Below are 26,298 nucleotides of genomic sequence, written 5' to 3' on the forward strand. Positions count from 1 at the left end.
TTCTGTCCGCATTTATCCGTCGAATATTGGATACCGTCAACTCACGGACGGCAAGCGCCAGTCGACAGGCTGTGCACCCTGGCGCACCAGCAGGTCGTTCGCCCGGCTGAACGGCCGGGAGCCGAAGAACCCGTAATCGGCCGACTTGGGGGAGGGGTGCGAGGACTCCACCACGGGCAGTTCGCCGAGCAGCGGCCGCAGGTTGCGCGCGGCCCGGCCCCACAGGATGGAGACCAGCGGCTTGCCCCGGGCGGCGAGCGCCCGGATCGCCTGGTCGGTGACGGCCTCCCAGCCCTTGCCCGCGTGCGCGTTCGACCGGCGCGGGGCGGTCGTCAGCGCGCGGTTGAGCAGCAGCACGCCCTGTCCGGTCCAGGGGGTCAGGTCCCCGTTCGCGGGCCGCCCGGTGCCCAGGTCCCGGTGCAGCTCCAGGAAGATGTTGTCCAGGCTGGCCGGAACCGGCTGGACGTGCGGGGCCACCGAGAAGGACAGCCCCACCGCGTGCCCGGGCGTCGGGTACGGGTCCTGCCCCACGATGAGGACCTTCACCTCGTCGAAGGGCTGCTGGAAGGCGCGCAGGACGTTCGCGCCGGCGGGTACGTAGGTGCGTCCGGCGGCGATCTCCGCGCGCAGGAAGTCCCCCATGGCGGCGATCTGGCCCGCCACGGGCTCCAGCGCGCGGGCCCAGCCCGCTTCGACGATCTCGTTCAAGGGTCGTGCTGCCACGACCGGTCACTCTACTGGCCGATCACGGCCGCCCGCACGCAGAGCACATCGGGAAGGTGCGAGATCAGCAACTCCCAGCTGTCACCGTCGTCGGCGCTCGCGTACAGCTCGCCGTTGCGGTTGCCGAAGTAGATGCCCGCCGGGTTCGCGTCGTCCGTGCACAGCGCGTCGCGCAGCACCGTCCCGTAGTGGTCCACGTCCGGCAGGCCGGCGGTGAGCGGCTCCCAGCTGGCGCCCGCGTCGCTCGTGCGGAAGACCCGGCAGCGGTGGCCGGCCGGGACCCGGTCGGAGTCGGCGTTGATCGGGAAGACGTACGCCGTGTCCGGCCGGTGGGGGTGGGCGGCGACCGCGAAGCCGAAGTCCGAGGGCAGGCCGGCGCCGATGTCGGTCCAGCTCCCGCCCGCGTCGTCGCTGCGGTAGACGCCCCAGTGGTTCTGGAGGTAGAGCCGGCCGGTGTCCCCGGCGTCCTGGGCGATCTTGTGCACGCACTGGCCGAACTCGGGATGCGGATCGGGGAGGAACACCGCCGAGACCCCGTCGTTGGACGGCGCCCAGCTCGTCCCGCCGTCCCGGGTGCGGAACACCCCGGCCGCCGAGACCGCGACGGTCACCGCGGCCGCGTCGGCCGGATCCGTGATCACGGTGTGGACCGCCTCGCCGCCCCCGCCCGGCTCCCAGCTCTTGCGGGTCGGGTGCTCCCACAGCGGCCGCACCAGCTCGAAGGACTCGCCGCGGTCGGTGGAGCGGAACAGCGCGGCCGGCTCCGTCCCCGCGTAGACCACGTCCGGGGCCTCGGGGCCGGCCGGATGGAGCTGCCAGACCCGCTCCAGGGAGGCGCCGGTGTCCTGCGGGAACTTCACGGCGGGCGCGGCCGGTTCGCGCCAGGTCCGGCCGAGGTCGTCGGAGCTGAAGACGGAGGGTCCCCAGTGCGAGCTGTCGCCGCCGACCAGGATCCGGGGCACGGGCCCGCGCCGGTCGACGGCGGCCGCGTACACGGCCTGGGCGTTGAAATGGGGTCCGTCGAACTCCCACGGGCCGCCGCCTCGTCGGCGGCCGATGAACAGGCCCTTGCGGGTGCCCGCGAGCAGCAGCACGTCGGTCACGGCCGACACCTCCGGACGTCGTTGTCCTGAAATCGTCTCTGTCCGCCAGTCTGCACCCACGCGCCGGCAGCGGCCCGCGTCACACGCCGTCGCACACCTGTCTTGTATGAAGACTCTCGTACTACGAGAGATTTCGTAGTACGGTGATTCTCGAACTTAGCCGGACGTCCCGCCCGACGATGGAGAGACCCGCCATGAGCGTCGCCCTGTTCGAGCCCTTCACCCTCCGCTCGGTCACCGTGCCGAACCGCGTATGGATGGCCCCGATGTGCCAGTACAGTGCCGAGCCGGCCGGGCCCCGGGCGGGTGTGGCCACCGACTGGCACTTCGCCCACTACGCCGCCCGCGCCGCCGGCGGCACGGGCCTCATCGTCCAGGAAGCCACCGCGGTCTCCCCGGAAGGCCGGATCTCGCCGTTCGACCTCGGCATCTGGAACGACACCCAGGTCGGGGAACTGCGCCGGATCACCCGGTTCCTCAAGGACCAGGGCACCGTGCCCGGCATCCAGCTCGGCCACGCCGGACGCAAGGCCTCCACCGACCGCATCTGGCTCGGCGCCGGCCCGGTCGGCCCCGAGGGCCACGGCTGGCTGCCGAGCGCACCCAGCCCCCTCGCCTTCGACGAGGGCTACCCCGTGCCGCACGAGCTGACGGCCGAGGAGATCCGCGCGGTCGTGGGCCAGTTCGCGGACGCCGCCCGGCGCGCGCTCGCCGCCGGCTACGAGGCCATCGAGATCCACGGCGCCCACGGCTACCTGATCGGGGAGTTCCTCTCCCCGTACAGCAACCGGCGCACCGACGCCTACGGCGGCTCCTTCGAGAACCGCACCCGCCTCGCGCTCGACATCGTCGACGCCGTGCGGGGCGTGTGGCCCGAGGAGCTCCCGCTGCTCTTCCGCATCTCCGCCACCGACTGGCTGGACGCCGACAGCTGGACCGCCGACGACACCGTCCGCCTGGCCGCCCTCCTCAAGGAGCACGGCGTGGACGTCCTCGACGTCTCCAGCGGCGGCAACGCCCCCCGCGCGCGCATCCCCGTCGGCCCCGGCTACCAGGTCCCCTTCGCGGCCCGGGTCAAGGCGGAGAGCACGCTCCAGGTGGCGGCCGTCGGCCTGATCACCGAGCCGGAGCAGGCCGAGAAGATCCTGGCCAACGGGGAGGCGGACGCCGTCCTGCTGGGCCGCGAGCTGCTGCGCGACCCGCACTGGGCCCGGCGCGCGGCCCGCGAGCTGGGCGCGGAGATCCGTACGCCCGTGCAGTACCAGCGGGCCTGATCCGGCCCGATTCCGCCGGGTCCTACGAGAACCTTCGTACCATGGGGGGAGCAGACATCGACCGAGTGGAGCAATGGACATGACGGAACGTGAACCGAGCCGTGCCCTCGCCCACCCCGCGACCGGCGCCATCCGGCTGGAGGCGGTGCTCCACGCCCTCTCCGACCCGATCCGGCTGGCGATCGTGCGGGACCTGGCCGGGACGGAGACCGAGCTGTCCTGCTCCCACTTCGAGCTGCCCGTCACCAAGTCGACCACCACGCACCACTTCCGGGTCCTGCGCGAGAGCGGGGTCGTGCGCCAGACGTACCGGGGCACGGCCAAGATGAACGGGCTGCGCCGCACCGATCTGGACGCCCTCTTCCCGGGCCTGCTCGACCGGGTCCTGGCCGCCGCCGACGCGGAGTCGGCCCGGCTCGCGGAGGCGGCCGGGCTCAGGGCATAACCCGTCCGTGCCCGGCTCGTGGCGGCGGGCCGGGCTCAGGGCGTGACCGTCCGTGCCCGGCTCGTGGCGGCGGCCGGGCTCAGGGCGCGGCCGCCCGCGCCGCGTCGAGGAGTCCGGGCCAGTCCGGGATCTTCACCGAGCGGCGGCCGAGCGAGCGGCCCAGATCCGCCTCCGCCGCCTCGATCGCCAGCCAGCCCGGCCACGGCACGGGCCGCAGCCCGGCCGCCCGCAGCGCGTCCAGCGGGTCGCCGGGCAGCTCCCGCCGGGCCAGCGCCGGCGCGTCCTGGAGCAGCGAGGACGCCGTCTCCTTGGCACAGGGCCGGTTGGTGCCGATCACCCCGGTCGGGCCGCGCTTGATCCAGCCCGCCACGTACTCGCCGACCGAGGCCCGGCCGTCGCGGACCACCCGGCCCGCCGCGTGCGGCACCGTCCCGGTGGCGGTGTCGAACGGCAGCCCCGGCAGGGCCACGCCCAGGTACCCCACCGACCGCAGCACCAGCTGCGCCTCGAGGTCCTGGTACGTCCCGGTGCCGGTGACCCCGCCCCGGCCGTCCGGCACGGTCCGCTCGAACCGTACGGCGGCCACCCGCCCCGCGTCGTCGCCCAGCAGCTCCACCGGCCGCAGGTAGAACCGCAGCGCGATGCTCCGCCCCCCGGCCGTGCCGTCCCGTTCCGGCGGCGGCGCGGCGGCCCAGCCGCGCAGCACCTCGACGTTGCGCCGGTTCACCGCCGGCAGGGCGGCGCCCGGATCGGCGTACGCCGGGTCCAGCGCCAGCTCGGCCGGGTCCACCACCGTCGCCACCCCCGGCAGGGTGCCCAGCTCCCGCAGCTCCTTGGTGGTGAACTTGCCCTGCGAGGGCCCCCGCCGGGCCACCATGTGCACCCGCCGCACCGCGCTGTCCGCCAGCGCCCCGAGCGCGGCGTGCGGCATGTCGGTCGGCGCGAGCTCCGCAGCGCCCCGGGCCAGGATCCGGGTCACGTCCACCGCGACGTTGCCCGCGCCGATCACCACCGCCGACCGCACCGACGCCAGGCCGAACCCGTCCGTCCCCGCGTCCGGGTGCGCGCTGTACCAGGAGACGAAGTCGGTCGCCGAGTGCACCCCGGCCAGATCCTCGCCGGGGACACCCAGGTGCCGGTCCCGCGCCGCGCCCACGCAGTAGACGACCGCGTGGTAGAGCTCCAGCAGCCGCGCGGTGGTCAGCCGCTCCCCGCCGACCTCGACGTTCCCCAGGAAACGGATCCGCTCGTCCTCCAGGACGGTGCGCAGATTGCCCTGGAGGGATTTGATCTTCTCGTGGTCGGGGGCCACCCCGTACCGCACCAGCCCGTACGGGCACGGCAGCCGGTCCAGGACGTCGACCCGCACGCCCGGCACCTCGCGCTGCTGGACGAGCGTCTGCGCGGCGTAGACCCCGCTCGGGCCCGAGCCGACGACGGCCACACGAAGCATCGCGGAGCTCCTTCCGCAGGGTGCCTTCCAGCATGGCACCCGGTGCCGGGTGCGTCAGCCCATCGCCCGCATCCGGTGGATCTCGGCGCTCTGCTGGGCCACGACGTCGGTGGCCATCTCCTCCACCGCCACGTTGTTGCCGTCGGTCAGGGCCTCGCCGGCCATCTTCAGGGCGCCTTCGTGGTGGGTGATCATCAGGCGGAGGAAGAGCCGGTCGAAGTCAGCGCCCCGGGCCGCGCCGAGCTCCTTCAGCTGCTGCTCGCTCGCCATGCCCGGCATCGCGTGGTGGGCATGGGCCCCTCCGCCGCCCGCCCCGGCCGGCTCCGGGTGCTTGGTGCGCCAGCCCTCCATCGCGCCGATCTCGGGGGCCTGCGCGGCCGCGATCCGCTGGGCCAGCCGCTTGACGGGCTCGCCGCCGGCCCGCTCGGGGGCCAGGGCGCTCATGGTCAGGGCCTGCCGGTGGTGCTCGATCATGTTCCGTACGTAGGAATGGTCGGCCGCGTTCGGGGTGTCGTCCGGGCGGGCCTTGGCCGCCTGCTCGGGGGAGAGGGTGCGTGCCTTGTCGCCCGGCTTGCCGGGGGCGATCACCACCGGCCGGTCCGCCCCGGCGGCGTCCGCGCCGCCGTCCTGGCAGCCGGTGAGCCCGCAGGCGAGGGCGAGAACGACGGCGGGAACGGCGGTGCTCCGGATTAACCCTTTTGCCATGTCCATGGAAAGGACGATACTGCCCGGGTCTGTACGTACTCCAGAGGCATTCCAGGGAGGGCACAGTGACCTCGTTACACCCCCACCGGGTGCGGCGCAGGCGTCTGGGGGTGGCCGCCGCGGCGGCCGGACTCCTCGCCACGCTCCTGACCGCCGGACCGGCGGCCGCCACACCCGACCCGGGCGATCTCCAGGTCTCCCCGAACGCCCGCCTCGCGGGCGGCATCCCGGGCCAGGACCAGATCGTCCACAGCCCCAACGTCAAGCACCTGGCGAACATCCCCAGCGCCAACCCCAACGCCGTCAACTCCGACCTGGCCTTCCAGGGCCGGTACGCCTACGCCGGCAACTACGACGGCTTCACCATCTACGACATCGCCAACCCCAGGACCCCCAAGGTCGTCAGCACGGTGCTCTGCCCCGGCGGCCAGAACGACATCTCGGTCTCCGGCGACCTGCTCTTCCTCTCCACGGACTCCTCGCGCAGCGACGACTCCTGCAACAGCGTCTCGCAGCCCGCGACGGAGAAGTCCTCGTGGGAGGGCATCAAGATCTTCGACATCCGCGACAAGAAGAACCCCAAATACATCAAGTCGGTCGAGACCGCCTGCGGCTCCCACACCCACACCCTGGTGCCGGGCGGGCGCGACCTCTACCTCTACGTCTCCTCCTACTCGCCCAACGAGACGTTCCCCGACTGCCGGCCCCCGCACGACGGCATCTCCGTGATCAAGGTCCCGAAGAAGGCGCCGAAGCAGGCCGCCGTCGTCGCCTTCCCCATCCTCTTCCCGGACGGCGGCAACCCGGGCGGGCCCACCAACCCGGGCGTCTCCAAGACCACCGGCTGCCACGACATCACCGTGCTGCCCTCGAAGAACCTGGCCGCCGGCGCCTGCATGGGTGACGGCATCCTGTTCGACATCAGCAGGCCCGAGCAGCCACGGGTCATCGACCGGGTGCAGGACAACGTGAACTTCGCCTTCTGGCACTCGGCGACCTTCAACGAGCGCGCCGACAAGGTGGTCTTCACCGACGAGCTCGGCGGCGGTGGCGGCGCCACCTGCAACGAGGCCACCGGCCCCGACCGGGGCGCCGACGGCATCTACGACATCACCGGCCGCGGCGACCAGCGCAAGCTCGAATTCCGCAGCTACTTCAAGATCCCGCGCCACCAGGCCGACACCGAGAACTGCGTGGCCCACAACGGCTCGCTGATCCCGGTCGGCGGCGGCCGCGACATCATGGTCCAGGCCTGGTACCAGGGCGGCGTCTCGATCTGGGACTTCACCGACTCGGCCCGGCCCAAGGAGATCGGCTACTTCGAACGCGGTCCGCTGCGCACCGACGCCCTGAGCCTGGGCGGCTCCTGGTCGGCGTACTACTACAACGGGCACATCTACTCGAACGACATCGCCAAGGGATTCGACGTGCTCCGGATCGACGACTGGCGCACCGCGCCCGCCTCGTGGGTGTGGATGGACCGGCTCAACGTCCAGACGCAGCCCGAGTACCACTGACGCGGCCGGTGGGGCCGGCGCCCCGTCGGCCCCACCGCGTCACGGCGTGAGCACGGTTCCGCCGGACGGTCCCCCGTCCGGCGGAACCCCCAGCTCCCAGTCCAGCCCGTAGCGCTGGAACAGCTCGGCTCGCAGCCGCGCCGCCGGCATCGCGGCCCCCGGCAGCAGCACCGCGAACACGGCGCCCATCAGCAGCGCCCGCAGCATCGGGTAGTCCTTGTCGACGTCGAGCGTCCCGTACCGGGTGACGGTGTCCCGCAGCAGCTCCGCGAGCCGCTGCTGTTCCGGGCACTGCACGAACCCCTCGGCCTGCAGGATGCCCGCCATATGGGTGCGCATCAGCAGCGGCTGGTCGCGGGCCAGGCCCAGGATCGCGTCGATGGCCCGGGCCAGCCGCTCCCGGCCGTCGTCCGAGACGGGCTCGCGCTCCAGCGCCGCGTGGAGGGTCTGGTGCATCAGACGGTGCACGGCCGATTGCAGCAGCTGGCGCTTGCCGGGGAAGTAGTACGAGATCAGACCGCGTGCGGCGCCCGCCCGGTCGGCGATGTCGCCGAGGGTCGTGGCCTCGTAGCCGTTTTCCGCCACCAGTTCGACCGTCGCCTGCAGCAGTCGCTCGCGGGAGCGTCTCCGCAATTCTTCATTGACCGATGCGCTGCGCGGGGACATGCTTACTCCTGCGTTGACTGGCTCCCAGCCAATATACTCAGCGCAGGAGCGGTGCTGGGGCGACGCGGGGGATCGCCCCAGCACCGTCCGCAGGCGTGCGCGGCGCGGCCGGCCCTTCCTTCAGCGCTCCTCGAAGACCAGATCCTCCGGCGCCGCCGTCATCCGTACGCCCTGCCCGTCGGTCTCCACCAGCGACGACAGCCCGGTGAACCGCCCGCGCGGGAGCTCCAGCACCCGGTCGCCGCGCCGGTCGAGGAACTCCCCGAAGCCCGCGAGCGAGGGATCGCCCGCGCCCAGGGTCAGATAGTCGGCCAGCCGCCGGAACAGCTTGGGCAGCAGCACCGCGCCCTCGCTCAGCGCCGCCAGCCCGTCCACCTTCGCCCCGGTGAGCGTCTGGTCCGCCGGCCACAGCCCGCGGCCCTCGGTCCGGGCCTCCACGACCGCCGCCGTCATCGCCTCGCGCAGGTCGACGTACAGCTTGGTGTAGTACGTCGGGTACGCCAGCCCGCGCCGCAGCTGGTGCACGTTGGCGCTCTGCCGCAGGAGCGTGACGTCCACATGGATCCGGCTGCCGCTGTGCGCCGGGGCCGGCCCGCGCCCCGCGAACGCCACGCAGCGGCCGTGGATGTCGGCGCCCCGCGTCAGGACGTACCCGGTGACCGCCGCCGGCTCCGCGGAGCTGATCGTGCCGTGCCCGTCGCGCAGTACGGAGGTGAACCCCAGCCAGCGGATCAGCTCGTCCGCCGCGTGCTGGGCGAACGGGGCCGGCTGGTGCAGCTCGCTGCCGTGCGCCGGTATGCAGTGCGTCTCCAGGGAATCGATGCCGTCCAGCCGTAACTGCGCCGACCCGGCCCTGTTGGCGCGCACCCGGTGCGGACCGGGCACCAGGTCCCAGTGCGCGGGATCGGCCGGTACGAAGCGCACCGAGTCCCCGTCCGGCCGGGCGCCCAGCACCCGGAAGCTTCCCTCGATCACGAGCATGGGCATGATGGCCTCCCCAAGGGCGGTACCGCCCCGTCGGCGGTACCCGACTCACGAATCCGTGTCAGGATCGCGGTTGCCCGCCGCCGCGAGAAGAGGGCCCCCGGACCGGCTGCGGGCGGCGCGCCCCGGCGAGCGCCCAGCACACCACCGCCACCCCCAGCAGCCAGCCGGCCACCACGTCGGACGGCCAGTGAACCCCCAGGTACACCCGGGTGAACCCGACCCCGACCACCGAGACCGCAGCCGCCGCCCACACTGCCCGCGCGACCCACCCGCGGCGCGTACGTGCCGCCTCTGCCGTGTGTGACGTTCCTGCGGTACGCGCGGTGCCCGCCGTACGCGTCGGCGCCGGCCCCGCCGGTTCCGCGGCCGGCCGGACGGCGAGCCACAGCAGCAGCCCGCACACCACCGTCGCCGTCAGCGCGTGCCCCGAGGGGTAGGCGGCGTAGTCCGCGTAGTCCACCGGGTCCGGCCACAGCGGCCGCTCCCGCTCGACCAGGGCCTTCAGCCCCTGCGACAGCAGCGTCGCCACCGCCACGGCCGCCACGCACCGCACCGCGAGCCTCCGTTCCCCGCGCCACCACAGCCAGCCGGCGGCCACGACCGCCAGCGCCCGCATGGTCCACGGATCCCACACCCAGTCGCTGAACGCCTGGTTCACCGCGACCGCCCCCGGATGGCCGACCGCGTGCGCGTGCAGGGCGACGGCGATCCGGAGGTCGCAGCCGAGCAGCGGCCGCCACCCCGTGACCACGAGCACCGTCAGGGCGGCGGCGAGCAGCACGCAGACGGTTCCGGTCGGACGCAGGGGGTGGTGGCGCATACCCGCGATCCTCGCATCCGGCGGCCGCCGCCCGGCCCTGGCCGGAGCAGGGGGCGCCGCGCCGCGGGCGGGCACCGGGCGTGTCCTACAGCGCCCGCAGGCCCGGCATGAACGCCACCATCAACGGAACCGCCGGAACCAGCGTGGCCAGCGCCGTCAGCCGCAGCCGGCGCCCGGCGGGCAGCCGCGGCGCGGCCGACAGCAGCCGCCGCACCCGCTGCGGCACATGGGCCTCGTGGGCCGGGCAGGGGCCGAACACCCCACGGTCCTCGTTGAGTCCGACGAGCGCCAGCGCGATCGTCAGCCGCCCGAACCGGCGGGAGGCCACGTCGTCTGCCGCCAGTTCCACCAGCCGGTGCATCTCCGCCTCGAACGCCGCGAACACCGGCACCTGCGGGAAGCCGCCCGCCAGCGCCCGCGAGCAGTGCAGCAGCCAGTCGTGCCGCGCCGCGGCGTGCCCCTGCTCGTGCGCCAGGACGGCATCCAGCTGGCGCCCCTTGAGCCGCGCCAGCGCGCCCGTCGTCACCACCAGCTGCGGCGCCGCACCCGGCAGCCACCACGCGTCGGGGCGCTGCCCCTCCAGCAGCACCAGCCGCTGGGCACCGGGCTCCTCGCCGGGCAGCAGCGGTGCCCGCTCCAGCAGCTCGGCCCGGCGCGCCCGCCGCCGGGACCGCGCCCGCAGCACCTCGCGCGTCAGCATCGCCCCGCTCCACACCGCGCCCCCGGCCAGCAGCAGCGCCGTTCCGGCGGCCCACGGGCCGCCCGCGCCCAGCGCGTACGCCTCGACCACCCCGTGCGGGGCGGAGGCGAAGAGCCGGCCCCGGACCACCTGCCAGGCGGCGGCCGCGCTCAGCACCATCGACAGCGCGAAGCACAGCAGCACCGCGGCCACCACGCACTGCCACACCCACAGCGCCACCACGGGCTCGCGTTCGGGCCAGTCGGCACGGGCCAGCAGCCGGGGCGTGACCATCGCGGTCAGGGCGCCGAGCATCAGGAGAACGGCGGGGACCATCATGGGAACCAGCCTATGAGCGCGGCACTACCTGCGGGTACGGTCCGGTGTCTTTGGTGACGCAGGACACGTTTGGCACCCCGCGTCCGCCGGTCCCGCCGGGCCCACGGGTGCATCTACATCGCGAGCAGCATCGCCAGCATGCCGATCCCCATCGCCAGCCGGCACGCCCGCGTCAGCTCCCCGGCGCCCGCGGGGACCGGGTCCGCGGCGACCGGCGGCGCCGCCCGGCCCGCCGGGCCGCCGGCCGTGATCAGCCGGGCGCCGCCCAGCAGCACGTACCCGGCGTAGTACAGCAGCAGTGCCCCGGTCACCAGGGGCAGCCCCTGCGCGTGCCCGTGCCCCTGCCCGGACAGCGCGGTCGCCGCCATGTAGAGCATCGCCAGCGACCCCACCAGGTGGTGGGCGTGGTGCGGACCCCGGCGCAGCAGCCACACCGCGTGCAGCGCGGCCGCGCCGAACACCCCCGCCAGCACCAGCGACAGCGGACGCCCGGCTCCCACCGGCACCGCCATGGCCGCCATGCCGAGCCCCATCACGGCCTCCGCGGCGGCCACGCCCCCGTCCGCCGCGCGCACCCGCCGCAGGCAGTACGCGCCGCTCACCGCGCACAGCAGCACCAGCAGCCAGGAGGAGAGGGACGACGTGGGACCGTGCACGGGACGACCTCCCGGATCGACCGAACGGTGTCACCGAAGAGATGCCCGCCCACCGCGGGCCGCACGCGGCCGCGGGGTTACCCTCTGCCCATGGAGATCGCCGACACCCACCCCGCCGCCCTGACCTTCCGCCCCGCCGGACCGGCCGACATCCCGGCCCTGGTGGAGCTCGTGGAGTCCGCGTACCGCGGCGAGGCCAGCAGGGCGGGCTGGACCACCGAGGCGGACTACCTCGACGGACAGCGCACCGACGAGGCCGCGGTGCGGGCGATCATCGACTCTCCCGACAGCGTCCTGCTGGTCGTCGAGCGCGGCGGCGAGCAGGTGGCCTGCTGCCAGCTCGAACACCGCGGCGACCACGCGTACTTCGGCATGTTCGCCGTCCGCCCGCAGCTCCAGGGCGCCGGCCTCGGCAAGGAGATCCTGGCCGAGGCCGAACGCCGCGCCCGCGCGCTGTGGAACGCGACGGAGATGCGCATGACCGTGGTCAACGTCCGCGAGGAGCTCATCGCCTACTACGTGCGCCGCGGCTACCGGCGCACCGGCGAACTGAGCCCCTTCCCGTACGGCGACGAGCGCTTCGGCGTCCCGCGCCGCACCGACCTGGCCTTCGAGCTGCTGACCAAGCCGCTCTGACCGCGCCGCGGCGCGCGGGCCCGGGCGCGTCAGGCCGTGAAGCGGCCGGTCAGCCGGATCTCCGGGAAGCCGGTCGACGCCCCGTCCAGCTCCAGGGCCCGTACGAGCCGGAGCTGCTCCTGGGTGTCCACCGTCCAGGCCGTCACCCGCAGCCCGGCGGCGTGCGCCGACTCCACGGTCTCCAGCGTGAGCCGCCGCAGGTTCAGGGCGACCGTTTCCGCACCCGCCGCCAGCGCCCGGTCCACGATGTCCTCGCCGTAGTGCCCCGCGGTCAGCACGGTCCGTACGCCGGGCACCAGCCGGGCCATCTCGGCGAGCAGCGCGTCGTGGTAGGACGACACCTCCACCCGCGTGGTCAGGTCCTGGCGCAGCAGTACACCGGCCAGGGCCCGCGCGGTCGCCGGGTCCTCCACCGAGGCCAGCAGCGGCGTGCCCACCGCGTCCAGCGCCTCCTCCAGGACCGGCACCTGTTCACCGAGCCCGGCGTCGAGTTCGCGCAGCTCGGCCAGGGTGAGGTCGGCGACGGCACCGGACCCGTCGGTGGTGCGGTCCACCTCGGCGTCGTGCAGGACGACGAGCGCGCCGTCCTTGCTGACCTGTAGATCGAGCGCGATGACGTCCATCCCGGAACGTTCCGCGCGTACGAACGAGCGCAGGGTGTTCTCCGGTTCGACACCCATGACCCCGCGGTGACCGATGGTGAGGAAAGTCAAGGTTCTCTCGCTTCCGTCGACGGCGGCTCGCCAGCGACGGCCCGGTGTCCCGACCGGAGCCGTGCGGTGAGGAGGCAGCGTAGTCGGCGGCGGCCACGATGAGACCGGCCTTGCACGCCCGGACAGGGCCGTACGGCCGGTTCCCGCCAGGGCTGAGGGGGCTCGCGGGCCCCGCCGCGTGTCACCCGCCGGTGGGCGCGTCCGCGGGGCCTTGACCGGACGTCTCACCCTCGCTCCCCGGGACGCCGCGGGAGGCCTCCAGCACCGCCAGGTCCGCCAGCAGCGCCTCGGCCAGCTCCAGCTCCGCCAGGTGCTGGCGCTCGCTCCAGCGCAGAGCCAGTTCCGGGAAGGCCCAGTCCGCCGTGTCACCGGCGTGCTCCAGGGCCTCCCGTACGGCCGCCAGCTCGCCCCGGGTGCGCTCCTGGTGCCCGGCCGCCATCGCGCGCAGCCGCTCCGGCTCGGCCAGGTGCCCGAGCCACACCCGCAGCAGCAGTCCGTGCTTGAGCACCACCGGTCCGGCGTCGGTGGTGCCGGCGGCCCAGCCGGCCAGCGCCGCCCGTCCGGCGTCCGTGATGGCGTACCGGCGCTTGGCGCGGATCTCCTCGGGCCCCGAGCGGGTGGAGGCGGCGTACCCGAGCTGTTCCAGGCGGCGCAGCTCGGCGTAGATCTGGCTGATCGCCGGCGACCAGTAGAAGAAGCGCAACGAGGAGTCGGCCCACTTCTTCAGTTCGTACCCGGTCCGCTCGCCGGGGAACGAGAGCAGGCCGAGCACCGCCCACGCGGTCGGCGGCAGGTCTTGCTTCTTCGATTTCTGACGACTAGTCATATGACGAATTGAAGTGAGAACCGGACACGGGACGCAACCCTGGAGGCGCCGTGAAATTCTCCGTGATCTTCGAGGCCCAGCTGGCCGACCCCACCGTCGCACGTGAGCACCAGGTCATCCGCGACTGCGTCGAACAGGCCGTGCTCGCCGAACGGATGGGCTTCGACCGGATCTGGGCCGTCGAGCACCACTCCCTCAAGTGGTACGCACACATGTCCGCCCCCGCAAAATTTTCATTGCGCATGTGTGCGAAGCGGTCCAGGCCGACGCGGTTGATGGAGCGGGGCCGACGGTGACCCGGGCCGAGCGGCGCGCACTCCTTGGTGACGAGGCGGTCGCCCGCGTTCGGGGCGAGGCCGCGGCCGCCCCACCCATGGACGCTGCACTGCGGGATGCGCTGCGGCGGATCCTGACCCGGCCCGCGCGCCGGCCGTCTCCCGCTAGCCCTTCAGGGCTCGGCGGCATCGGGCTGGCCGCCTGACCCGGGCATGGCGACGGCCCCGAGGGCACCACCCTCGGGGCCGTGCGTGCGTGTGGTCAGGAGGGGGCGATGAGTTCTTCGATCAGCTGGAGGGCGTCGTGCAGGGAGCTGCGAAGGCTCTCGATCATGAGGATGGATGAGGCGGGGCCGAGGGCGGCGAGGTCGGCGATTCTGGACTGGGCGAGCGCGCGGGCGTCGGCGTTGTAGCGGATCCGCTGTGTGGGGCTGAGGTGCAGGCGGCTGGAGTCCGGCAATTCGTGCACTTGGTATCACCCTGGGTCGTCGTCTGGTCGCACTGTCAGCACCTTGGCGGGTTCAAGCCACTGATGCAATGGTTTTCGGTCGAACGATTGGCTCGTACACCAATTTGTTAGGTGTACCCAGCCAGGTACAGACAAATGCGCAAGATCGTTACAGCGTTGGCCTGTGCAATCCGATCCACCGCCCGACTGGGTACGCGCCCGCCGCCGGGCAATCGGAGCACGCCTACGCGACGCCCGCGCCGTCGCCCGCCTCTCGCAAGAACAGCTCGCCGAACGCGCCGGCGTCGACCGCAAGACCGTCAACCGCCTCGAGGCCGGGCACAGCGACGCCCGGCTCACGATCTGGTTACGCCTCGCCCGCGCCGTCGGCGTCCCGCTGGCGGACCTAGTACGCGAGTAGCCCCGGCCGGAAGGGGGCACCGGCCGGGGCTGGTCTCGCAGAACAGCAACTACACAGGCGGCCGACCCGGCGTGGGCGACGGCGGGGGGCTCGGCAGCGGCGGCCCCGGGTTAGGCGGCGGCTCCGGATACCCGGGGTTCCGGTGCTTCTCCATGGTCACCTTCGGCCACGTCAGCCTGTACACGCCCAGGGGCGGGAACAGCTCGACGCGGACGGCGTAGTCCTGGGCCGCGCAGGACGTGCACAGCAGGTCGCGCTTGCTCCCGTCGCGTGTGAAGCGGCAGGCCTGGACCGGCTCTTTCCAGCAGGCTTCGCAGGTGGTGACGTCGGTGTCGCTGATCTCGAACTCGGCGGTGATGGGCATGTTCACCTCGCTTTCGTCTCGATTGGTCAGGAACCTAACGGCGCGGGCATGGCGCCCGCTACGGGGTGGTGCAGACCCGGCTCAGCCGGTCGCCGCCGTGGTCACGGCTGAGCCGGGGGTCTGGGGGCGGCGCGGTTACTTCCGGCTAGGCCGCTTGCCCGTCTTGGTCGCGCTGCACGCCGGGTCGCCCTGGTGGTGCGCGTAGACGTTGGGCCGGGCGCCGGAAGCCGAGTCCACGGTGATCGTCTCGTACGAGCTGCCGAGCGCCCGCTGGCAGCGGGCGCAGATCCGTACAGCGGTCACGACGCGCGCCGGACGCACTCGAGGGGGGTCTCGAACTCGCGGGCGTCAGCGCCGCGGATGTACGCCGTGAGGTCGCCGTTCTTCTCGATGACGACCGCCCGCAGCTCACCCTCCCGCAGCGACCGGGTGTCCACGACCTGATGGCCGATGAGGAGATGGTCCGTGTGCTCAAACGAGGTGCTCTCTACGCGGGCGTCCATGCCGGTGCTCCCTGCCATCGTCAGCGGGTGATGCCCCCACCCTCCCCAACCCAGCACGCCAACCCGATACACAGCCTGTATCAGCGGGCGTATCGTGCGGGCATGAGTGGTCGGGAACCCTGGGCACAGCCACGCCTACGCGCGGCGTGGGCACGACAGGACTGGGCAGCCATCCTCCGTGAGTACCGGCACGCCGCCGGGCTTTCCCAACGCGGCCTGGAGGAGGTCATAGGGCTGGCACAGCCCCACATCTGCGCCATCGAATCCGGGCGCCGGCGCGTCACCTCCGCCGACCTGATCTCACGCCTCACAGAAGGGCTCGCAGTGCCGCCTGAACTTCGCGGTCTCACTCCCAACCCTGGGCCGGACGACTGGGGCCCGCCGCCCGAGCTCAGGGAACGCATCGCGCACGGCCACACCACCGGCCGAACAGACCTCCGCACCGCCGAATGGATCGGCCGCGTCCTCGCCGAACACCGGCGCGCAGAGGACGAGGTCGGCGGCCGCGACCTATGGGCAGCCGTCCGCTCCCAACTCAATGCCGTCACCCGCCTCATCCCCGGCAGCAGCGGCGATGCCGCGGACCGGCTCATGCTGCTGGCTGCCGAACACGCCCACTGGCTGTCCTGGGTCGCGCACAGCGAAGGCAGAACCGGGTCGGCGCTGGCATGGCTCGATGTGGCCCTGGGCTGGGCCATGGACGGAGGGCACCAGGACATGACGTCCTGGATCCACCGCGTCCGCTCCTACTACGCGCTGCAGCACGGCGACCCCCGCCGCGCCGAGCGCACCGCGGCCGCCGGCCGGGCCGGGCGTGGCCTGTCTCCTGCGGCAGCGTCTGCTGCCGTCCACCAGGAAGCGATGGCCGCCGCGGCACTCGGCGAGCGGGACCGGGCGCGGCGTCTGTCGGATGAGGCTGTCCGCCTCGCGGCCCGGGTGCCGGATGAGGCGGACCGTCCGGGCTGGCTGTACTGGCTGGACCCGGTCCGCGCGCAGCTGGAGGACGCGACCACGGCCGCCGCGTGCCAGCACTGGCAGGACGCTGCGGCCGGGTACCGGGCTGGGCTTCCCCAGCTCGCCGGGTACCCGCGGGACTACGCCTACTACCGGTCCCGGCTCGATGATGCGGAGCGGCGCCTCAGCCGCGCTTAGCTGATCTTTTCGGCGCCGGTCATCACGCCATCGCCTTCCGTCAGTTCCAGGATGACGTGGTGCAGGCGGTCGACGATCTCCGGTTCCTCAAGTCCGGCCGTGTCGACGTCGGCTTCGTGGGTGCGGTAGTGGGCGGGTACCTCGCCCAGCATCGCGTCCCGGTTGACGTAGGTCAGGCGCCAGCGTTCCATGGGTCCTCCGCTTCTGACGGTCATGCGCTCCGGGGTGCAGGTCCCGGGGCGGCCTCAGCGTAGCCCCAGGCACAGGAGCGCCCACATACCACCCCGGGCAGGGGTGGGGGCGGGGGCGTCTGCTGGCGGCGGTCAGACTCCAGTTCGGTTGTACTCCTCCACCGCGTCCGGGGGCGCCGGCGGCTCAATCCCATGCGCCCGCATCTGCCCCGTCAACTGCCCCACGTACGAGGAGAACGACCTGACCAGGATCTCCAGCCTGTGCAGTCGCCCCCGCAGCGACCCGTTCTCCTCATCCACCCGGGACACCGTCGCCTGCAGAATCTTCAGATCCTCAGCCCGCTGCGCCGGCGCAGCAGTCGCCAGCGCCGCAGCCCGGGTCGCCTCAGCCGTGGCCGCCGCTGCTGCCCTCGTCGCCCTCGCGGTGAAAAGCCCGGCGATGATCACGCCTAGCGCGCCGACCGCGGCGACGACTCCCGACCAGATGCTCATCCGCCCTCAGCTTTCCGGGCCGCTCGGGGATCGGGTACTGCGTACTCCGGCACCGTCGAGGCCCACAGGATCACCCCCACGTGGGAGGTGAGGTACCAGACCGCGACGTAGCCGCCGCGGGAGTAGTCGCCGGTGATGACAGCGGCGAGGTAGGACATGGCCCAGACGGACGGGGGAACGAGGGCGGCGGCGAACCCTGCCCAGTCACGGCCGATCTTCAGAAACGCGCATGCGGTGGTGATCAACCCGGCGAGGATCCACAGCCAGGCCCAGGCTTCGATGGGGCACCACTGGGTGAGGAGCCCCAGGCCTTGGGCGCTGGGTGGGTCGACGATGAAGCTGGTGCCGAGGTTCGTCTTTCCGATGCCGAGTAGGACGAGGAAGGGGCCGCGGCGGCCCAGGAGGCGCTGGGCCCGCCGGGCCGCACGGCACCACATCTACACGCTCCGGGGCTGGCTCGCCGTGACGAGCGTGTCCTGTGCCTTGCCGGCCACGCCGGTGGGCTTGTACAGGCCGAAGTGGGCGAGGACGCCGGTCGCAAAGGAAACCACGGCGAGGATCGCGGCGGTGCCGAGGTCGAAGCCGGGTCCGGGGTTGGCGACCTCGACGAGGAGGCCGTTCAGCGTCGACAGGGCCAGCAGCAGCACCGCCTTGACGCCGGCGGAGGTGACGCGGGTGGTGACGAGGCCGACGAGGACGGGCAGCACCACGGAGATGAGGAGGCCGAGCCAGTAGGCGCGGTCGAGAGCGACGTTCACGGGTGGTCCTTTCAGTTGGCCGGTGCGGGCGTGCCGGTGACGTCGACGTCGACGTGGATGACCGCGTCGGCGATGGCCTGCTGGACGGCTGCGACCACGGCCTCGGTGTTCACGCCGTGGGACTGGCCGAGCTGGGTGACGAGGGCGGTGAGCGCGGCCTGGGTGGCGGCGAGCTGCATGAGGACGCGGCTGGTCTGGTCGAGGTGGACCTTGTCCATCCAGGCCAGGACCGCGCCCATGTGGACGGGGTTGCCGGTGTTGGCGTTGGTCTCGGTGTGGTTCCAGACAGCCTGGGCGACGGCGTTCAGGTCGGCCTGTGTCAGGGGCATGTCACTCTCCTCGGGGTTGGGGGCCTGGCCCGTGGCGCGGGCGACAATGGCCGGGAAGATCACGTTCTTGAACTGGGCCACCCGCGCGTCGCCAGGGCAGTCGGTGCCGCTGACGGCCCAGTCGGAATGCAGCCGGTGGTAGCCGAATCCGGGGTCGGACGCGGTGCGGCAGATCCGCAGCGGGATGCCGTGCTGGTGGTGGAGCCAGACGCCGAGCTTGATGAGCTCTTCGACCTGGGAGTCGCTCCACGGGTCATCGTGGTCGTCGTTGGATGCGGTCTCGATGGACACCGCACCGGTGCCGTCCGGCCGGAGGTTGGCCTTGTAGTTGGCGTCCGCGCGGGTTTCGGTTCCGATGTACTGGCCGGGCTTGCCGGTGTAGTCCAGCCCGAAGTGCGACTCCAGGTTGGTCGAGTCCCTCCAGTACTCGTAGGTCCGCCGCACCGTCCACGGCGCGGCGATCGAATGCATGATGAACTGCGTCGGCCGGATCGCGGGTTGATCGTCCGACTCGGGCTGGAGCTCCATCCGGACAGCTCCGGGGTACCAGGCCATAAGGGCCTCCAATCAGGTGGGTTACAGGCAGCCGGTGAGGAGAATGAGCCGGTAGTCGATCGTTCCCGTGCCGCCCGACACCCGGTGCTGCATCGTCACGGTCAGGAGCTCGCCGGCGGTCAGGCCGGTCAGCAGGTAGCTGAGGTCGAGTGAGGAGTTGTCGGTGCCCGCCACGATCAGGGCGGCGGTGTCGCTGGTCGAGTAGACGCTGCCCGACGTGCTGCCCGACGCGATCCACGATGTGATCGTGTTCGTCGCCCCAGAGTTGCGCTCCGTGACGCGCATCTCGACGTTCACCTTTCCCGACAGCGGGACCGTGATCGCAGCGGAGAACGCACCGCCCGTCGCCGCGTTCGCATACGTACCCGATGTCGTCGTGCGCGTGGTGGCGTCCTCAACTTGCACGGCGTCGACGGTCAGCATGCTCGCCTTAAGCCGCATTCCTGCCCGTATGTGGGTCATCGGTTCTCCTCAGAGCGCCAGGATCGGCGGGGTAGCGAGTCGGATGTCCGTGCCGGCGCTGTGTGCCTTGACGACGCCGTTGACACTGCGGGTCACGGTCACCCGCTGCGGTGTCTCCACTGTCCAGTCGTCGAAGCGGATCTCCGGGTTGGTGTTGGTGTTGCCGGTGAGGGCGACGGCGGTCAGCGCGACCTGGCCGCTGCTGATCGTGCTCGACGAGATCGTCTCGTCGATGTGCCACAACGCCGGCTCCTGCGTGCCGGTCGCCCACACCCGGCCCAGCACGCGATGCCCGATCACCCGGGCCCGCGCCTGAATCACCGTGCCCGCGCTGTACGCCAGCGTCGTCGTCACGCTCGACCCGACTGCGGTTCCGCCGCGCGTGACCGTCAACCGGATCACGCTGGACGTCGTGAACTCGATCCTCAACCGGTAATTGTCGGAAGATCCGGTGTACCGCGTCGTGATCGCCGCCGACAGCGGGCCCCCGGTGGCCGTCGCTGACACCGACACCGCAACCCGGACGTCGCAGTCGCCGCAGGTCTCGCTGACGACCTGGTGCCGCAGTGTCGTCGTCGGCGCCGCCAGCGTGACCACACCGCGGTTCGACGCCACAGACCGGTCAGACGCGTTACCGCCGGTCAGCGTGTACGTGTGCCCATCGGACGCGGTGCCCCAGCCGCCCGCGCCCACCGTCCGGTTGAAGTCGTCCGCGGCGAGCGGGGCGGCGGCCGTGGCGGTGACGACCTCGCCGCCGAGCCGCAGGTCTATCGGGAAGTCCGTCGGGTCCGTCGTCCAGACCGGCTTGAGGCCCGTGCTGGCCTGGGTGGTGTGCACGACGAAGCTGGTGGCCGAACTGGTGACCGCGTCGTACAGCGTCGAGCCGTCGGTGTCGAGGTGCGCGTCACCACCGTCCAGGGTGGCCACCATGTACGCAGACGCTGGCGACGTGTTGAACGTCAGCCGACGCTCAAAGTTCCCCAAGACCTCCGTGCTGCCCTGCGTGATCTGGTCGGCCTGGCCAGGAGCCACCCACGCCGGCAGATTCGATACCGTCAGCCGGTCACCGATGTTCACCGCCGACACCGCGGCCACCAGCGCGGCGTCAGCGGCCACCCGCGGGTTCGCGAGGTCGACCGTGACAGTCGGGTAGCGGTCCTCGTCGACGGTCCCCAGATGCACCTGCCAGCCCGCGATGTCCGGCAGGTACAGGTCGGCGGCCGGGTTCACGGACAGAGTGTCCGGATAGGAGCCGACCGCGGCCACGGACAAGTTGCCCTCGTCCTGCGTCGCCCGCGCGGACGACCCGCCGCGGCGGCTGGCGGTGACGTCGTTGGTCAGGTACCGGTCGTCGTCCGTCGGCGTCAGCTCACCGGCCAGCTCCCCGCCCGCATAGTCGAGGTCGCACGTCACCTCCTGCGCGTACAGCGACGTGCGGGGCCGGTAGGCCAGCCCGAATGCCTGCCGCGGCTCGTAGAGGATGCCGGCGTCGGTGAGCGCGCACTCGTTCAGCAGGTTGACCAGAGTTGTGACGATTTGCGGTCCCATGGGGATGGTGTCGTCGAGGTCTCCCGCATGCCGGAAGCCGATGCTCTCCTCGGCGCACAGCCGCTCGATGCGCCGGCCAGCAGTCTCACCGGCGTAGGCGCGCACCGCATCGAAGCCGGTCGCTGCCGCCGTGACGTCGTCGTGGACGGAGATGTGCCCAATAACAGCTTCGTCAACGTCGCCGTAGGGGCAGACCACCACGTGGGTGATCTTGTTGACGGTGGAGCTGGACACGAGGTTGGAGACGCTGCTGGTGACGTTGGTGTCGATGTCGGACACGTCCACGCCGTATTCCACGTCCACACTGACGAAGTGCGTCCAGAACTTGACGCGGACCCTGTGCCCGTTGAGGCCCGCCGCGAGAGTGGTGCCGGTCCCGAGGAGGACCCAGTCCACGTTGTGCACCACCACCGTCAAGCTGCCGTTGTTGGCCGTGCCGTACACCAGGTCGTAGTAGTTCGTCCGGCCCGAGGTGACCATCCGGCACAGCACGGTGCCGTCCGTCAGCCCCGCCGCGGGCACGCTGAGCAGCAGACGAGTCTCAAGGATCCCGAACCCGTCGTAGTACGGGACGGCCCCCACCCAGGTGGAGTTGTGGACGCTGGGCAGCGGCGCCGAGCAGTCGAACGCGGTCGAGGTCGCGAGCTGCGGATCACCGGTGATCGTCATCGGCAGGCCGCCCGGCAGTCCCGACGCCAGGACAGTGGCCGAGGAGCCGTCCTCGCACGGCCAGTACGCCAGCGGCTGCGTTGCCGCGAGCGTCGTCAGAGACCTACGCAAGGCTGACGGCAGGGAGGTACTGCCCTGGCCAAGGCGGCGCAGAATCCCCGCCGCCTCAATCGGCACCCACACGTCGGACCCCGACCGGTCCCACCGCGACGGCCACGCCGGTACCTGGCCGTGGAAGCGGTAGTCGCGGTCATCGATCGCCGCCTCACCGTCCGTGTTCCAGTCGTTCGCGGGTACGGCGGTGTCTGAAAAGTAGGTGTCGCCAGCGGTCTGAACGGTGAAGTCGGGGTTCGCGACGACCGTCCCGCCGATTCCGGACCGCAGCTCGAAGGCGTAGACCGCGCCGACCGTCGGCGCGACGGTGGCGCTGACTGCATCCGGGTCGGGGCCCGTGGTCTGCTCGATGACCGAGCCGACCTCCAGCGACGCAATGGCAGCATCGTCGACCGCCGTCGTACCTGCGGTGACCACCGGGTCCCCGAGCTGCACCCAGGACCCGGCCAGCGTGCCCGCCGTGTAGAAGGTGACCGTGTGGCCCGAGGCGCCGTTGTTGACGTCGAGAGTGGCCCTGACCGCCTGCCGCTTACCACCCGGCACCGGCACAGGGACCGTCGACACCGACGTCAGGGCCGCCCCGGACGTGCCATCCGGTGACCATCGCAGGTACAGGCAGCCGTCCCTCTGGATCCCCAGGATCCATGACCGGTTGGACGACGGGAACCAGCGGCCGGCGAGCTGCTGCAGGCGGCGCCAGCTGTCGAGCTCGAGGTCGATCCGGATGTCGATGTCGCCGGTGATGGCATGACCCGGGAGCGCCAGGGCCACCACCCGGTCGGCGGTGGAATCGCCGGGCAGGTTCAGGTAGCTGCCGACGTGGTGCGGGATGCTGATCCGGAGTTGGGTGTTGCGGTTCAGGAGCCCGTAGTACGGGCCCGTGGGGTTGCGGGGCGTGAATCTGCCGTCGCGGTTGTTGATGTCCATCCGTGCCGTCGACCGTTCGACCGTCGAGGCCTCGTCCATGCGGCCGCGGCGGATGGTGATCAGGTCGCTGCGCTGCACGTAGGACGTGATGTCGGTCCACGTGCCGAGGAGGGCCTCGACGCGGATGTCCTGCACGTCGTAGGGGAATGCCATCAGGCTGCCCCCCTCTGGCCGAGGACTGCCTGCACGTTGCCTCCAAGGGAGCGGATGGTGTTGCGAAGCGGGTCGACGAGGACCTCAGCGACGCGGCTGCCGTCGAGCATGAGCTGGATGACGATCGGGCCGGCGTCACCACTGCCACCGCCCAGGCTGGCCGCGATGCGGCGGGAGTCGGGGTTGGAGCGGACTCGGGAGCCGGGCGCCAGGTCGACCAGCTCGGGGCCCTGCTCGCCTACCAGGGTCATCCGGGACCGGACGCCGCCGGTTGCAGCGAATCCGATGACGCCGCCGTGTGCGTCGGCCTGGCCGCCGTGGTGCTGCTCACGGAAAGTCTGGTAGATCGTCCGGATATACACGGTTTGGTCATGCAGGCCATTCAGCTCCCGCTGCGCGACCCGGATCTTCGCCTGCAAGTCGGCGATGTTCGCGAGCACCTCGGCCCGGCGCGAGTTCGGCACGTTTGCCAGCTGCTGCTTCGCCGAGTTCAGCTTGGCCTGGAGATCCTCCATGTTGCCCTTGAGCTGGGCCGTCTTGTCCGGGGTGCGGAGGATCTGCGCGGCGAGCTGCGCGGCCTGGTCGCGAGTGAGACCCATCTGGTCGGCCGCGGCGATCAACTTCTCCCGGCCGCGGTCGTAGATACCGTTCACCGTCGACCAGGAGGACCCGTTCTCGCGGGCCGCGGACGCAGCCTCGTCCGTCCGCGCGGCAAGGTCGGACAGCGCCGATGCCGCGGTCCGCGCCTTTTCGCTGTTGAGGTTGAGGGTGTCGCCGGTCATGGTGAGGGCGCCGGCATTCTCCTTGGCGGCTTTCGCAGCGGCGTCAATGGCCGCCTCGAAGCCGATCATCCCGCCGAGCGCCTGCCGGTTCGTGTCGTTCAGCGCCTGAATCGACTGCCGCAGCCCGTCCGCAGACTGCTTCTGCGCGTCGAGCTTCGTCTTGACCGCGACAGCCTGTTCACCGAACAGGCCCATGCTGCGCGCGGCCAGCTCCTGCTCCGCGCGCACCGATGACACCGCAGCCTGGTACTGCGGGAACAGCTCCGCAATCTCCTTGGCGGACAGGCCCGCACCCCGCAGCGCGTCCTGGAACTTCTGGAACTGGGTGGCCGCCTCATCGGCGTGCCCGCTCTTCGCCAGGTTCGCGAAGCTCTCGTCGAACGCCTTCAGGTCGTCCTTCATTGCGGACAGGCTCTTGGTGCCCTTGGTCAGCTCGTTGAACTTCGGCGCGATCTTCTCGAATACCGGGGCGATACCTGCGAGGCTCGCGAAATGATTGGCCTTGTCGAAATCAGCGGACGCCGCTCTCATGTCACGCACGCGCTGAACGAACCCGTCCATGCTGCCGAACGTCGCCTTGAGCTCGCCCGTGAACTTTCCGGACTCGCCCAGCCGCTTGAGGGAGTCTGTCAGCTTGTCCACGCTCGGCGGCGCGCCCTTGGCTTTCTCCGACAGCTCATTCACCGCGATGACCGCTGCCGCGATGACAGCCAGCACGATCGTCGTCTTCTGCATCGCGGACAGGCTCGCCGTGACACCCTGAATCGCCGACGCCACCCCGCCGAACTGCGCGGCCCGGGTGAACGCGGCCGCTGCCGTGCCGGCCGCCGCCAGGCGCGGGGCGACCATCGCGATTCCCGCCGAGGCCAGCGTCACCAGCTTGAACGCCACCGCCAGCTGAACGATCCGGGCCAGGATTTCAGGTGGGATCGCATTGATCAATTGGGTGAAAGCGTTGACGACACCCAGAATTCCGACACCCGCGTCAGCCGATGCAGCCAAGATTCGAACAATTGCCGAGCCGAGGTTTCTGAGCGTTTCGCCCACCGCAGGCCCAACGGACCGAGCGAATTCCATGAACTCTGTGATGCCGTTACGAGCCGATCCGCCGGCCTGCAATGCTTGTCCGAACCGGACCAGTCCGGAGATGCCTTTCGCAAGGCTGTCCGTGGCGAACACCGCGAATCGCTGCATCATCTGGTCAAAGCCCGGCGTCCGCACCCCGCCAGCAAGTATCGTCATGAACCGGTCAAGTTGGTGTGATGCGCCCTTCACCAGGGGTGTCAGCGTCGGGAACAGGCCGGTCAGGACCGCGAAGCCCTTCATCGCCACAGGCAGTGTGTCTGTCGCTAGGCTGTCCGACCATGCCCGGTAGGACGACGTCAAGTGGTCGAGCGCGCCGCCTGCCTCCTGCGTGATCTGCGGCATGGCACCGACCGCCGCCAGGTACTTGCTCTCGGCCTTAGCCGCCTGGGCAGACGCTGCACCGTGCGTACCCAGGGCCTTGGTGTACTTCTCCTCAGCCTTGTTCGCATCCCCGATCGCTTTGAACTGGGGGATCAGCGCCGCCGTGAACACGGCCGCCGCAGCCCCGGCAGCCCCCATGCTGGCGGCCGCTGGGGCCGCTGCCGCAGCCAGCGGAACAAGGGCTGGCGCGAGCAGCAAGGCCACGGAGAGGAGGCTGTGGGAGCTGCTGGTCGCCCGGTTCATCGACGAGCTCATCGACCCGAAGCTGCCGCGCAGGCCGCCCATATTGCCGCCGACCCGGCCCAGGCTCGATCCAAGCTCGTTCATCCGCTCCCGGAGCGTCTCGGAGCGCGTGATGAGCGCGTCCATGCGGCCGGACGCGCTCTCCGTACTACGGGAGACGCTGCGCATGGTTGTGGACACACTGGTCCCGCTGGCCCGAAGCTCGCCGAGCGCCGCGCCCGCGGCGGCCGCCCGCGCCCGAAGCTCCCTCAGCTCGTCCGAAGCCTCAGACGCGGCGTGCTGTACAAGCTCAAGGGCCGCTGCGGCCGCGACAGCGCGGGGCGCAAGCGCTGCCAGTGCCGTGCCGGCGCGGTCGGCATCGGTACGCAGCTGCCCCACGGCTCGGGCGGTAGCGGTGATCTGCGTCGCGTCGCCGCTAAACCGCGCCTCAAGCCGGACGGGACTCATGGCCTTGAGCTCACGCAGACCTGCCTTGACGGCAGCCAGCCCGGCCGCGGTGTCGTTGGTCAGGCTGGTACGCAGCCGGATCGTGCCAGAACCCTTGAGCTCGGCGATCGTCGCCTTCAGAGACGTGAAAGCAGCCGCGGTGTTGTTGTCGAGGCGAGCCCTTATGGTGATCGGGCCGCTCGACCTCATCTCCTGCACGGTGGACCGCAGCTGCGTGAACGCGGCCTCGGTCTGGTTGTCGAGGCGGGCGCGCAGAGTCAGGTCCCGGGACATCTGCTCGCGTAGCTTGGCCACCTGCCCCGACGCGTCGCGGGCCGCGGCCTTGACCCGGTTCAGGGACTGCGTCGTCGCGGCCAGCCCGGCGGTGCTGTGGTTGGCGACACGGACGTTGATCTCAATGTCGTTGGCCATCCGTGCCTCCTTCCGGCGCGCCTTGCTTCTCGATCATCAGGAGTT

General features: G+C 71.5%; 29 protein-coding genes and 1 pseudogene. 7 read left to right on the plus strand and 23 right to left on the minus strand.

Going from position 1 to position 26,298, the window contains the following annotated elements; translation table 11 throughout:
* Positions 1-36: 36 nt before the first annotated feature.
* Together ACIPXB_RS07980 and ACIPXB_RS07985 are read right to left on the minus strand one after the other, a co-directional pair.
* The gene (locus tag ACIPXB_RS07980) at positions 37-723 is read right to left on the minus strand and encodes a uracil-DNA glycosylase (RefSeq protein ID WP_401445978.1); all 687 of its coding nucleotides are present in this window, start codon (positions 721-723) and stop codon (positions 37-39) included.
* A gap of 11 nt (positions 724-734) precedes the next feature.
* Positions 735-1,826: a WD40/YVTN/BNR-like repeat-containing protein gene (locus tag ACIPXB_RS07985; RefSeq protein ID WP_401445981.1), complete on the minus strand. Its 1,092-nt coding sequence runs from the start codon at positions 1,824-1,826 to the stop codon at positions 735-737.
* A 194-nt stretch (positions 1,827-2,020) separates the two neighbouring features.
* On the opposite strand from ACIPXB_RS07985, the gene ACIPXB_RS07990 reads away from it, so the two are divergent.
* Both ACIPXB_RS07990 and ACIPXB_RS07995 read left to right on the plus strand, forming a co-directional pair.
* A complete protein-coding gene (locus tag ACIPXB_RS07990; RefSeq protein WP_401445984.1) occupies positions 2,021-3,100 on the plus strand; it encodes an NADH:flavin oxidoreductase/NADH oxidase in 1,080 nt (359 codons plus the stop codon).
* Positions 3,101-3,179: 79 nt separating this feature from the next.
* Positions 3,180-3,545, plus strand: a complete 366-nt coding sequence (locus ACIPXB_RS07995; RefSeq protein ID WP_401445987.1) for an ArsR/SmtB family transcription factor — start codon at positions 3,180-3,182, stop codon at positions 3,543-3,545.
* Positions 3,546-3,624: 79 nt separating this feature from the next.
* Here ACIPXB_RS07995 and ACIPXB_RS08000 read toward each other — a convergent pair whose 3' ends face one another.
* Both ACIPXB_RS08000 and ACIPXB_RS08005 read right to left on the minus strand, forming a co-directional pair.
* A complete protein-coding gene (locus ACIPXB_RS08000) occupies positions 3,625-4,998 on the minus strand; it encodes an FAD-dependent oxidoreductase (RefSeq protein ID WP_401445989.1) in 1,374 nt (457 codons plus the stop codon).
* 54 nt (positions 4,999-5,052) lie between these two features.
* The gene (locus ACIPXB_RS08005; RefSeq protein WP_401445991.1) at positions 5,053-5,709 is read right to left on the minus strand and encodes a DUF305 domain-containing protein; all 657 of its coding nucleotides are present in this window, start codon (positions 5,707-5,709) and stop codon (positions 5,053-5,055) included.
* A gap of 59 nt (positions 5,710-5,768) precedes the next feature.
* Here ACIPXB_RS08005 and ACIPXB_RS08010 point away from each other — a divergent pair, with 59 nt between their 5' ends.
* Positions 5,769-7,220, plus strand: a complete 1,452-nt coding sequence (locus ACIPXB_RS08010) for an LVIVD repeat-containing protein (protein WP_401445992.1) — start codon at positions 5,769-5,771, stop codon at positions 7,218-7,220.
* A gap of 39 nt (positions 7,221-7,259) precedes the next feature.
* Here the strand turns inward: ACIPXB_RS08010 and ACIPXB_RS08015 are convergent, their stop codons facing one another.
* From ACIPXB_RS08015 to ACIPXB_RS08035, 5 genes are all read right to left on the minus strand, one after another.
* Positions 7,260-7,886, minus strand: a complete 627-nt coding sequence (locus tag ACIPXB_RS08015) for a TetR/AcrR family transcriptional regulator (protein ID WP_401445995.1) — start codon at positions 7,884-7,886, stop codon at positions 7,260-7,262.
* Positions 7,887-8,006: 120 nt separating this feature from the next.
* On the minus strand, positions 8,007-8,873 hold the full coding sequence (locus ACIPXB_RS08020) for a nuclease (protein WP_401445997.1): 867 nt from the start codon (positions 8,871-8,873) through the stop codon (positions 8,007-8,009).
* Positions 8,874-8,931: 58 nt separating this feature from the next.
* The gene (locus tag ACIPXB_RS08025; RefSeq protein ID WP_401445999.1) at positions 8,932-9,693 is read right to left on the minus strand and encodes a phosphatase PAP2 family protein; all 762 of its coding nucleotides are present in this window, start codon (positions 9,691-9,693) and stop codon (positions 8,932-8,934) included.
* 85 nt (positions 9,694-9,778) lie between these two features.
* Complete coding sequence (locus tag ACIPXB_RS08030; RefSeq protein WP_401446001.1) at positions 9,779-10,711, minus strand: M56 family metallopeptidase; 933 nt, start codon at positions 10,709-10,711, stop codon at positions 9,779-9,781.
* Between the two features lie 113 nt (positions 10,712-10,824).
* On the minus strand, positions 10,825-11,367 hold the full coding sequence (locus tag ACIPXB_RS08035) for a DUF5134 domain-containing protein (protein WP_401446003.1): 543 nt from the start codon (positions 11,365-11,367) through the stop codon (positions 10,825-10,827).
* A gap of 90 nt (positions 11,368-11,457) precedes the next feature.
* Between ACIPXB_RS08035 and ACIPXB_RS08040 the strand changes: the two genes are divergently transcribed.
* On the plus strand, positions 11,458-12,003 hold the full coding sequence (locus ACIPXB_RS08040; protein WP_401446005.1) for a GNAT family N-acetyltransferase: 546 nt from the start codon (positions 11,458-11,460) through the stop codon (positions 12,001-12,003).
* 29 nt (positions 12,004-12,032) lie between these two features.
* Here the strand turns inward: ACIPXB_RS08040 and ACIPXB_RS08045 are convergent, their stop codons facing one another.
* Together ACIPXB_RS08045 and ACIPXB_RS08050 are read right to left on the minus strand one after the other, a co-directional pair.
* A complete protein-coding gene (locus tag ACIPXB_RS08045; RefSeq protein WP_401446008.1) occupies positions 12,033-12,716 on the minus strand; it encodes a glycerophosphodiester phosphodiesterase in 684 nt (227 codons plus the stop codon).
* A gap of 181 nt (positions 12,717-12,897) precedes the next feature.
* Positions 12,898-13,542, minus strand: coding sequence for a PadR family transcriptional regulator (locus ACIPXB_RS08050; RefSeq protein WP_401446011.1), 645 nt, complete (start codon positions 13,540-13,542; stop codon positions 12,898-12,900).
* A gap of 50 nt (positions 13,543-13,592) precedes the next feature.
* Between ACIPXB_RS08050 and ACIPXB_RS08055 the strand changes: the two are divergent.
* A pseudogene (locus tag ACIPXB_RS08055) lies at positions 13,593-13,817 on the plus strand (LLM class flavin-dependent oxidoreductase); the annotation flags it as partial.
* A 262-nt stretch (positions 13,818-14,079) separates the two neighbouring features.
* Here ACIPXB_RS08055 and ACIPXB_RS08060 read toward each other — a convergent pair.
* On the minus strand, positions 14,080-14,286 hold the full coding sequence (locus ACIPXB_RS08060) for a hypothetical protein (RefSeq protein WP_401446013.1): 207 nt from the start codon (positions 14,284-14,286) through the stop codon (positions 14,080-14,082).
* Positions 14,287-14,449: 163 nt separating this feature from the next.
* Here ACIPXB_RS08060 and ACIPXB_RS08065 point away from each other — a divergent pair, with 163 nt between their 5' ends.
* The gene (locus tag ACIPXB_RS08065; protein ID WP_401446016.1) at positions 14,450-14,686 is read left to right on the plus strand and encodes a helix-turn-helix transcriptional regulator; all 237 of its coding nucleotides are present in this window, start codon (positions 14,450-14,452) and stop codon (positions 14,684-14,686) included.
* A 49-nt stretch (positions 14,687-14,735) separates the two neighbouring features.
* On the opposite strand, the gene ACIPXB_RS08070 is transcribed toward ACIPXB_RS08065, so the two are convergent.
* The 3 genes from ACIPXB_RS08070 to ACIPXB_RS08080 form a co-directional block, all read right to left on the minus strand.
* Positions 14,736-15,050 carry a hypothetical protein gene (locus tag ACIPXB_RS08070; protein ID WP_401447143.1) on the minus strand — a complete coding sequence of 105 codons (315 nt, stop codon included), beginning with the start codon at positions 15,048-15,050 and terminating at the stop codon, positions 14,736-14,738.
* Positions 15,051-15,185: 135 nt separating this feature from the next.
* Positions 15,186-15,353 (minus strand): hypothetical protein, encoded by a 168-nt coding sequence (locus ACIPXB_RS08075; protein ID WP_401446018.1) that lies wholly within the window; start codon positions 15,351-15,353, stop codon positions 15,186-15,188.
* Complete coding sequence (locus tag ACIPXB_RS08080) at positions 15,350-15,553, minus strand: hypothetical protein (protein WP_401446021.1); 204 nt, start codon at positions 15,551-15,553, stop codon at positions 15,350-15,352. The genes ACIPXB_RS08075 and ACIPXB_RS08080 overlap by 4 nt, the downstream gene beginning before the upstream one ends.
* Positions 15,554-15,655: 102 nt before the next feature.
* On the opposite strand from ACIPXB_RS08080, the gene ACIPXB_RS08085 reads away from it, so the two are divergent.
* Positions 15,656-16,705 (plus strand): helix-turn-helix domain-containing protein, encoded by a 1,050-nt coding sequence (locus tag ACIPXB_RS08085; RefSeq protein WP_401446022.1) that lies wholly within the window; start codon positions 15,656-15,658, stop codon positions 16,703-16,705.
* Here ACIPXB_RS08085 and ACIPXB_RS08090 read toward each other — a convergent pair.
* From ACIPXB_RS08090 to ACIPXB_RS08125, 8 genes are all read right to left on the minus strand, one after another.
* Positions 16,702-16,896, minus strand: a complete 195-nt coding sequence (locus ACIPXB_RS08090) for a hypothetical protein (RefSeq protein WP_401446025.1) — start codon at positions 16,894-16,896, stop codon at positions 16,702-16,704. The two genes, ACIPXB_RS08085 and ACIPXB_RS08090, sit on opposite strands and share 4 nt — an antisense overlap.
* Before the next feature lie 132 nt (positions 16,897-17,028).
* A complete protein-coding gene (locus ACIPXB_RS08095; RefSeq protein ID WP_401446027.1) occupies positions 17,029-17,388 on the minus strand; it encodes a hypothetical protein in 360 nt (119 codons plus the stop codon).
* Entirely contained in the window at positions 17,385-17,825 is a 441-nt protein-coding gene (locus ACIPXB_RS08100) for a hypothetical protein (RefSeq protein WP_401446030.1), read from the minus strand. Before ACIPXB_RS08100 ends, ACIPXB_RS08095 begins: the two co-directional genes overlap by 4 nt.
* The gene (locus ACIPXB_RS08105) at positions 17,826-18,146 is read right to left on the minus strand and encodes a hypothetical protein (protein ID WP_401446032.1); all 321 of its coding nucleotides are present in this window, start codon (positions 18,144-18,146) and stop codon (positions 17,826-17,828) included.
* A gap of 11 nt (positions 18,147-18,157) precedes the next feature.
* On the minus strand, positions 18,158-19,003 hold the full coding sequence (locus ACIPXB_RS08110; protein WP_401446034.1) for an N-acetylmuramoyl-L-alanine amidase: 846 nt from the start codon (positions 19,001-19,003) through the stop codon (positions 18,158-18,160).
* Positions 19,004-19,051: 48 nt separating this feature from the next.
* Positions 19,052-19,492, minus strand: coding sequence for a hypothetical protein (locus ACIPXB_RS08115; RefSeq protein ID WP_401446037.1), 441 nt, complete (start codon positions 19,490-19,492; stop codon positions 19,052-19,054).
* A 9-nt stretch (positions 19,493-19,501) separates the two neighbouring features.
* Positions 19,502-22,903: a hypothetical protein gene (locus ACIPXB_RS08120; protein ID WP_401446039.1), complete on the minus strand. Its 3,402-nt coding sequence runs from the start codon at positions 22,901-22,903 to the stop codon at positions 19,502-19,504.
* Positions 22,903-26,253: a hypothetical protein gene (locus tag ACIPXB_RS08125; protein WP_401446041.1), complete on the minus strand. Its 3,351-nt coding sequence runs from the start codon at positions 26,251-26,253 to the stop codon at positions 22,903-22,905. Before ACIPXB_RS08125 ends, ACIPXB_RS08120 begins: the two co-directional genes overlap by 1 nt.
* Positions 26,254-26,298: the final 45 nt, after the last annotated feature.

It is taken from the genome of Streptomyces sp. NPDC090022 (genome assembly GCF_044748145.1).
Taxonomy (GTDB): Bacteria; Actinomycetota; Actinomycetes; order Streptomycetales; family Streptomycetaceae; genus Streptomyces.

Excerpts from the sequence above, each read along its gene's own strand:
- ACIPXB_RS08005 (WP_401445991.1), bottom strand. The coding sequence starts at position 5,709 with ATGGACATGGCAAAAGGGTTAATCCGGAGCACCGCCGTTCCCGCCGTC.
- ACIPXB_RS08080 (WP_401446021.1), bottom strand. The coding sequence starts at position 15,553 with ATGGACGCCCGCGTAGAGAGCACCTCGTTTGAGCACACGGACCATCTC.
- ACIPXB_RS07995 (WP_401445987.1), top strand. The coding sequence starts at position 3,180 with ATGACGGAACGTGAACCGAGCCGTGCCCTCGCCCACCCCGCGACCGGC.
- ACIPXB_RS08070 (WP_401447143.1), bottom strand. The coding sequence starts at position 15,050 with ATGCCCATCACCGCCGAGTTCGAGATCAGCGACACCGACGTCACCACC.
- ACIPXB_RS08110 (WP_401446034.1), bottom strand. The coding sequence starts at position 19,003 with ATGGAGCTCCAGCCCGAGTCGGACGATCAACCCGCGATCCGGCCGACG.
- ACIPXB_RS08015 (WP_401445995.1), bottom strand. The coding sequence starts at position 7,886 with ATGTCCCCGCGCAGCGCATCGGTCAATGAAGAATTGCGGAGACGCTCC.
- ACIPXB_RS08085 (WP_401446022.1), top strand. The coding sequence starts at position 15,656 with ATGAGTGGTCGGGAACCCTGGGCACAGCCACGCCTACGCGCGGCGTGG.
- ACIPXB_RS08100 (WP_401446030.1), bottom strand. The coding sequence starts at position 17,825 with ATGTGGTGCCGTGCGGCCCGGCGGGCCCAGCGCCTCCTGGGCCGCCGC.
- ACIPXB_RS08115 (WP_401446037.1), bottom strand. The coding sequence starts at position 19,492 with ATGACCCACATACGGGCAGGAATGCGGCTTAAGGCGAGCATGCTGACC.
- ACIPXB_RS08040 (WP_401446005.1), top strand. The coding sequence starts at position 11,458 with ATGGAGATCGCCGACACCCACCCCGCCGCCCTGACCTTCCGCCCCGCC.
- ACIPXB_RS08025 (WP_401445999.1), bottom strand. The coding sequence starts at position 9,693 with ATGCGCCACCACCCCCTGCGTCCGACCGGAACCGTCTGCGTGCTGCTC.
- ACIPXB_RS08125 (WP_401446041.1), bottom strand. The coding sequence starts at position 26,253 with ATGGCCAACGACATTGAGATCAACGTCCGTGTCGCCAACCACAGCACC.
- ACIPXB_RS08030 (WP_401446001.1), bottom strand. The coding sequence starts at position 10,711 with ATGATGGTCCCCGCCGTTCTCCTGATGCTCGGCGCCCTGACCGCGATG.
- ACIPXB_RS08120 (WP_401446039.1), bottom strand. The coding sequence starts at position 22,903 with ATGGCATTCCCCTACGACGTGCAGGACATCCGCGTCGAGGCCCTCCTC.
- ACIPXB_RS08095 (WP_401446027.1), bottom strand. The coding sequence starts at position 17,388 with ATGAGCATCTGGTCGGGAGTCGTCGCCGCGGTCGGCGCGCTAGGCGTG.
- ACIPXB_RS07990 (WP_401445984.1), top strand. The coding sequence starts at position 2,021 with ATGAGCGTCGCCCTGTTCGAGCCCTTCACCCTCCGCTCGGTCACCGTG.
- ACIPXB_RS08020 (WP_401445997.1), bottom strand. The coding sequence starts at position 8,873 with ATGCCCATGCTCGTGATCGAGGGAAGCTTCCGGGTGCTGGGCGCCCGG.
- ACIPXB_RS08050 (WP_401446011.1), bottom strand. The coding sequence starts at position 13,542 with ATGACTAGTCGTCAGAAATCGAAGAAGCAAGACCTGCCGCCGACCGCG.
- ACIPXB_RS08000 (WP_401445989.1), bottom strand. The coding sequence starts at position 4,998 with ATGCTTCGTGTGGCCGTCGTCGGCTCGGGCCCGAGCGGGGTCTACGCC.
- ACIPXB_RS08090 (WP_401446025.1), bottom strand. The coding sequence starts at position 16,896 with ATGGAACGCTGGCGCCTGACCTACGTCAACCGGGACGCGATGCTGGGC.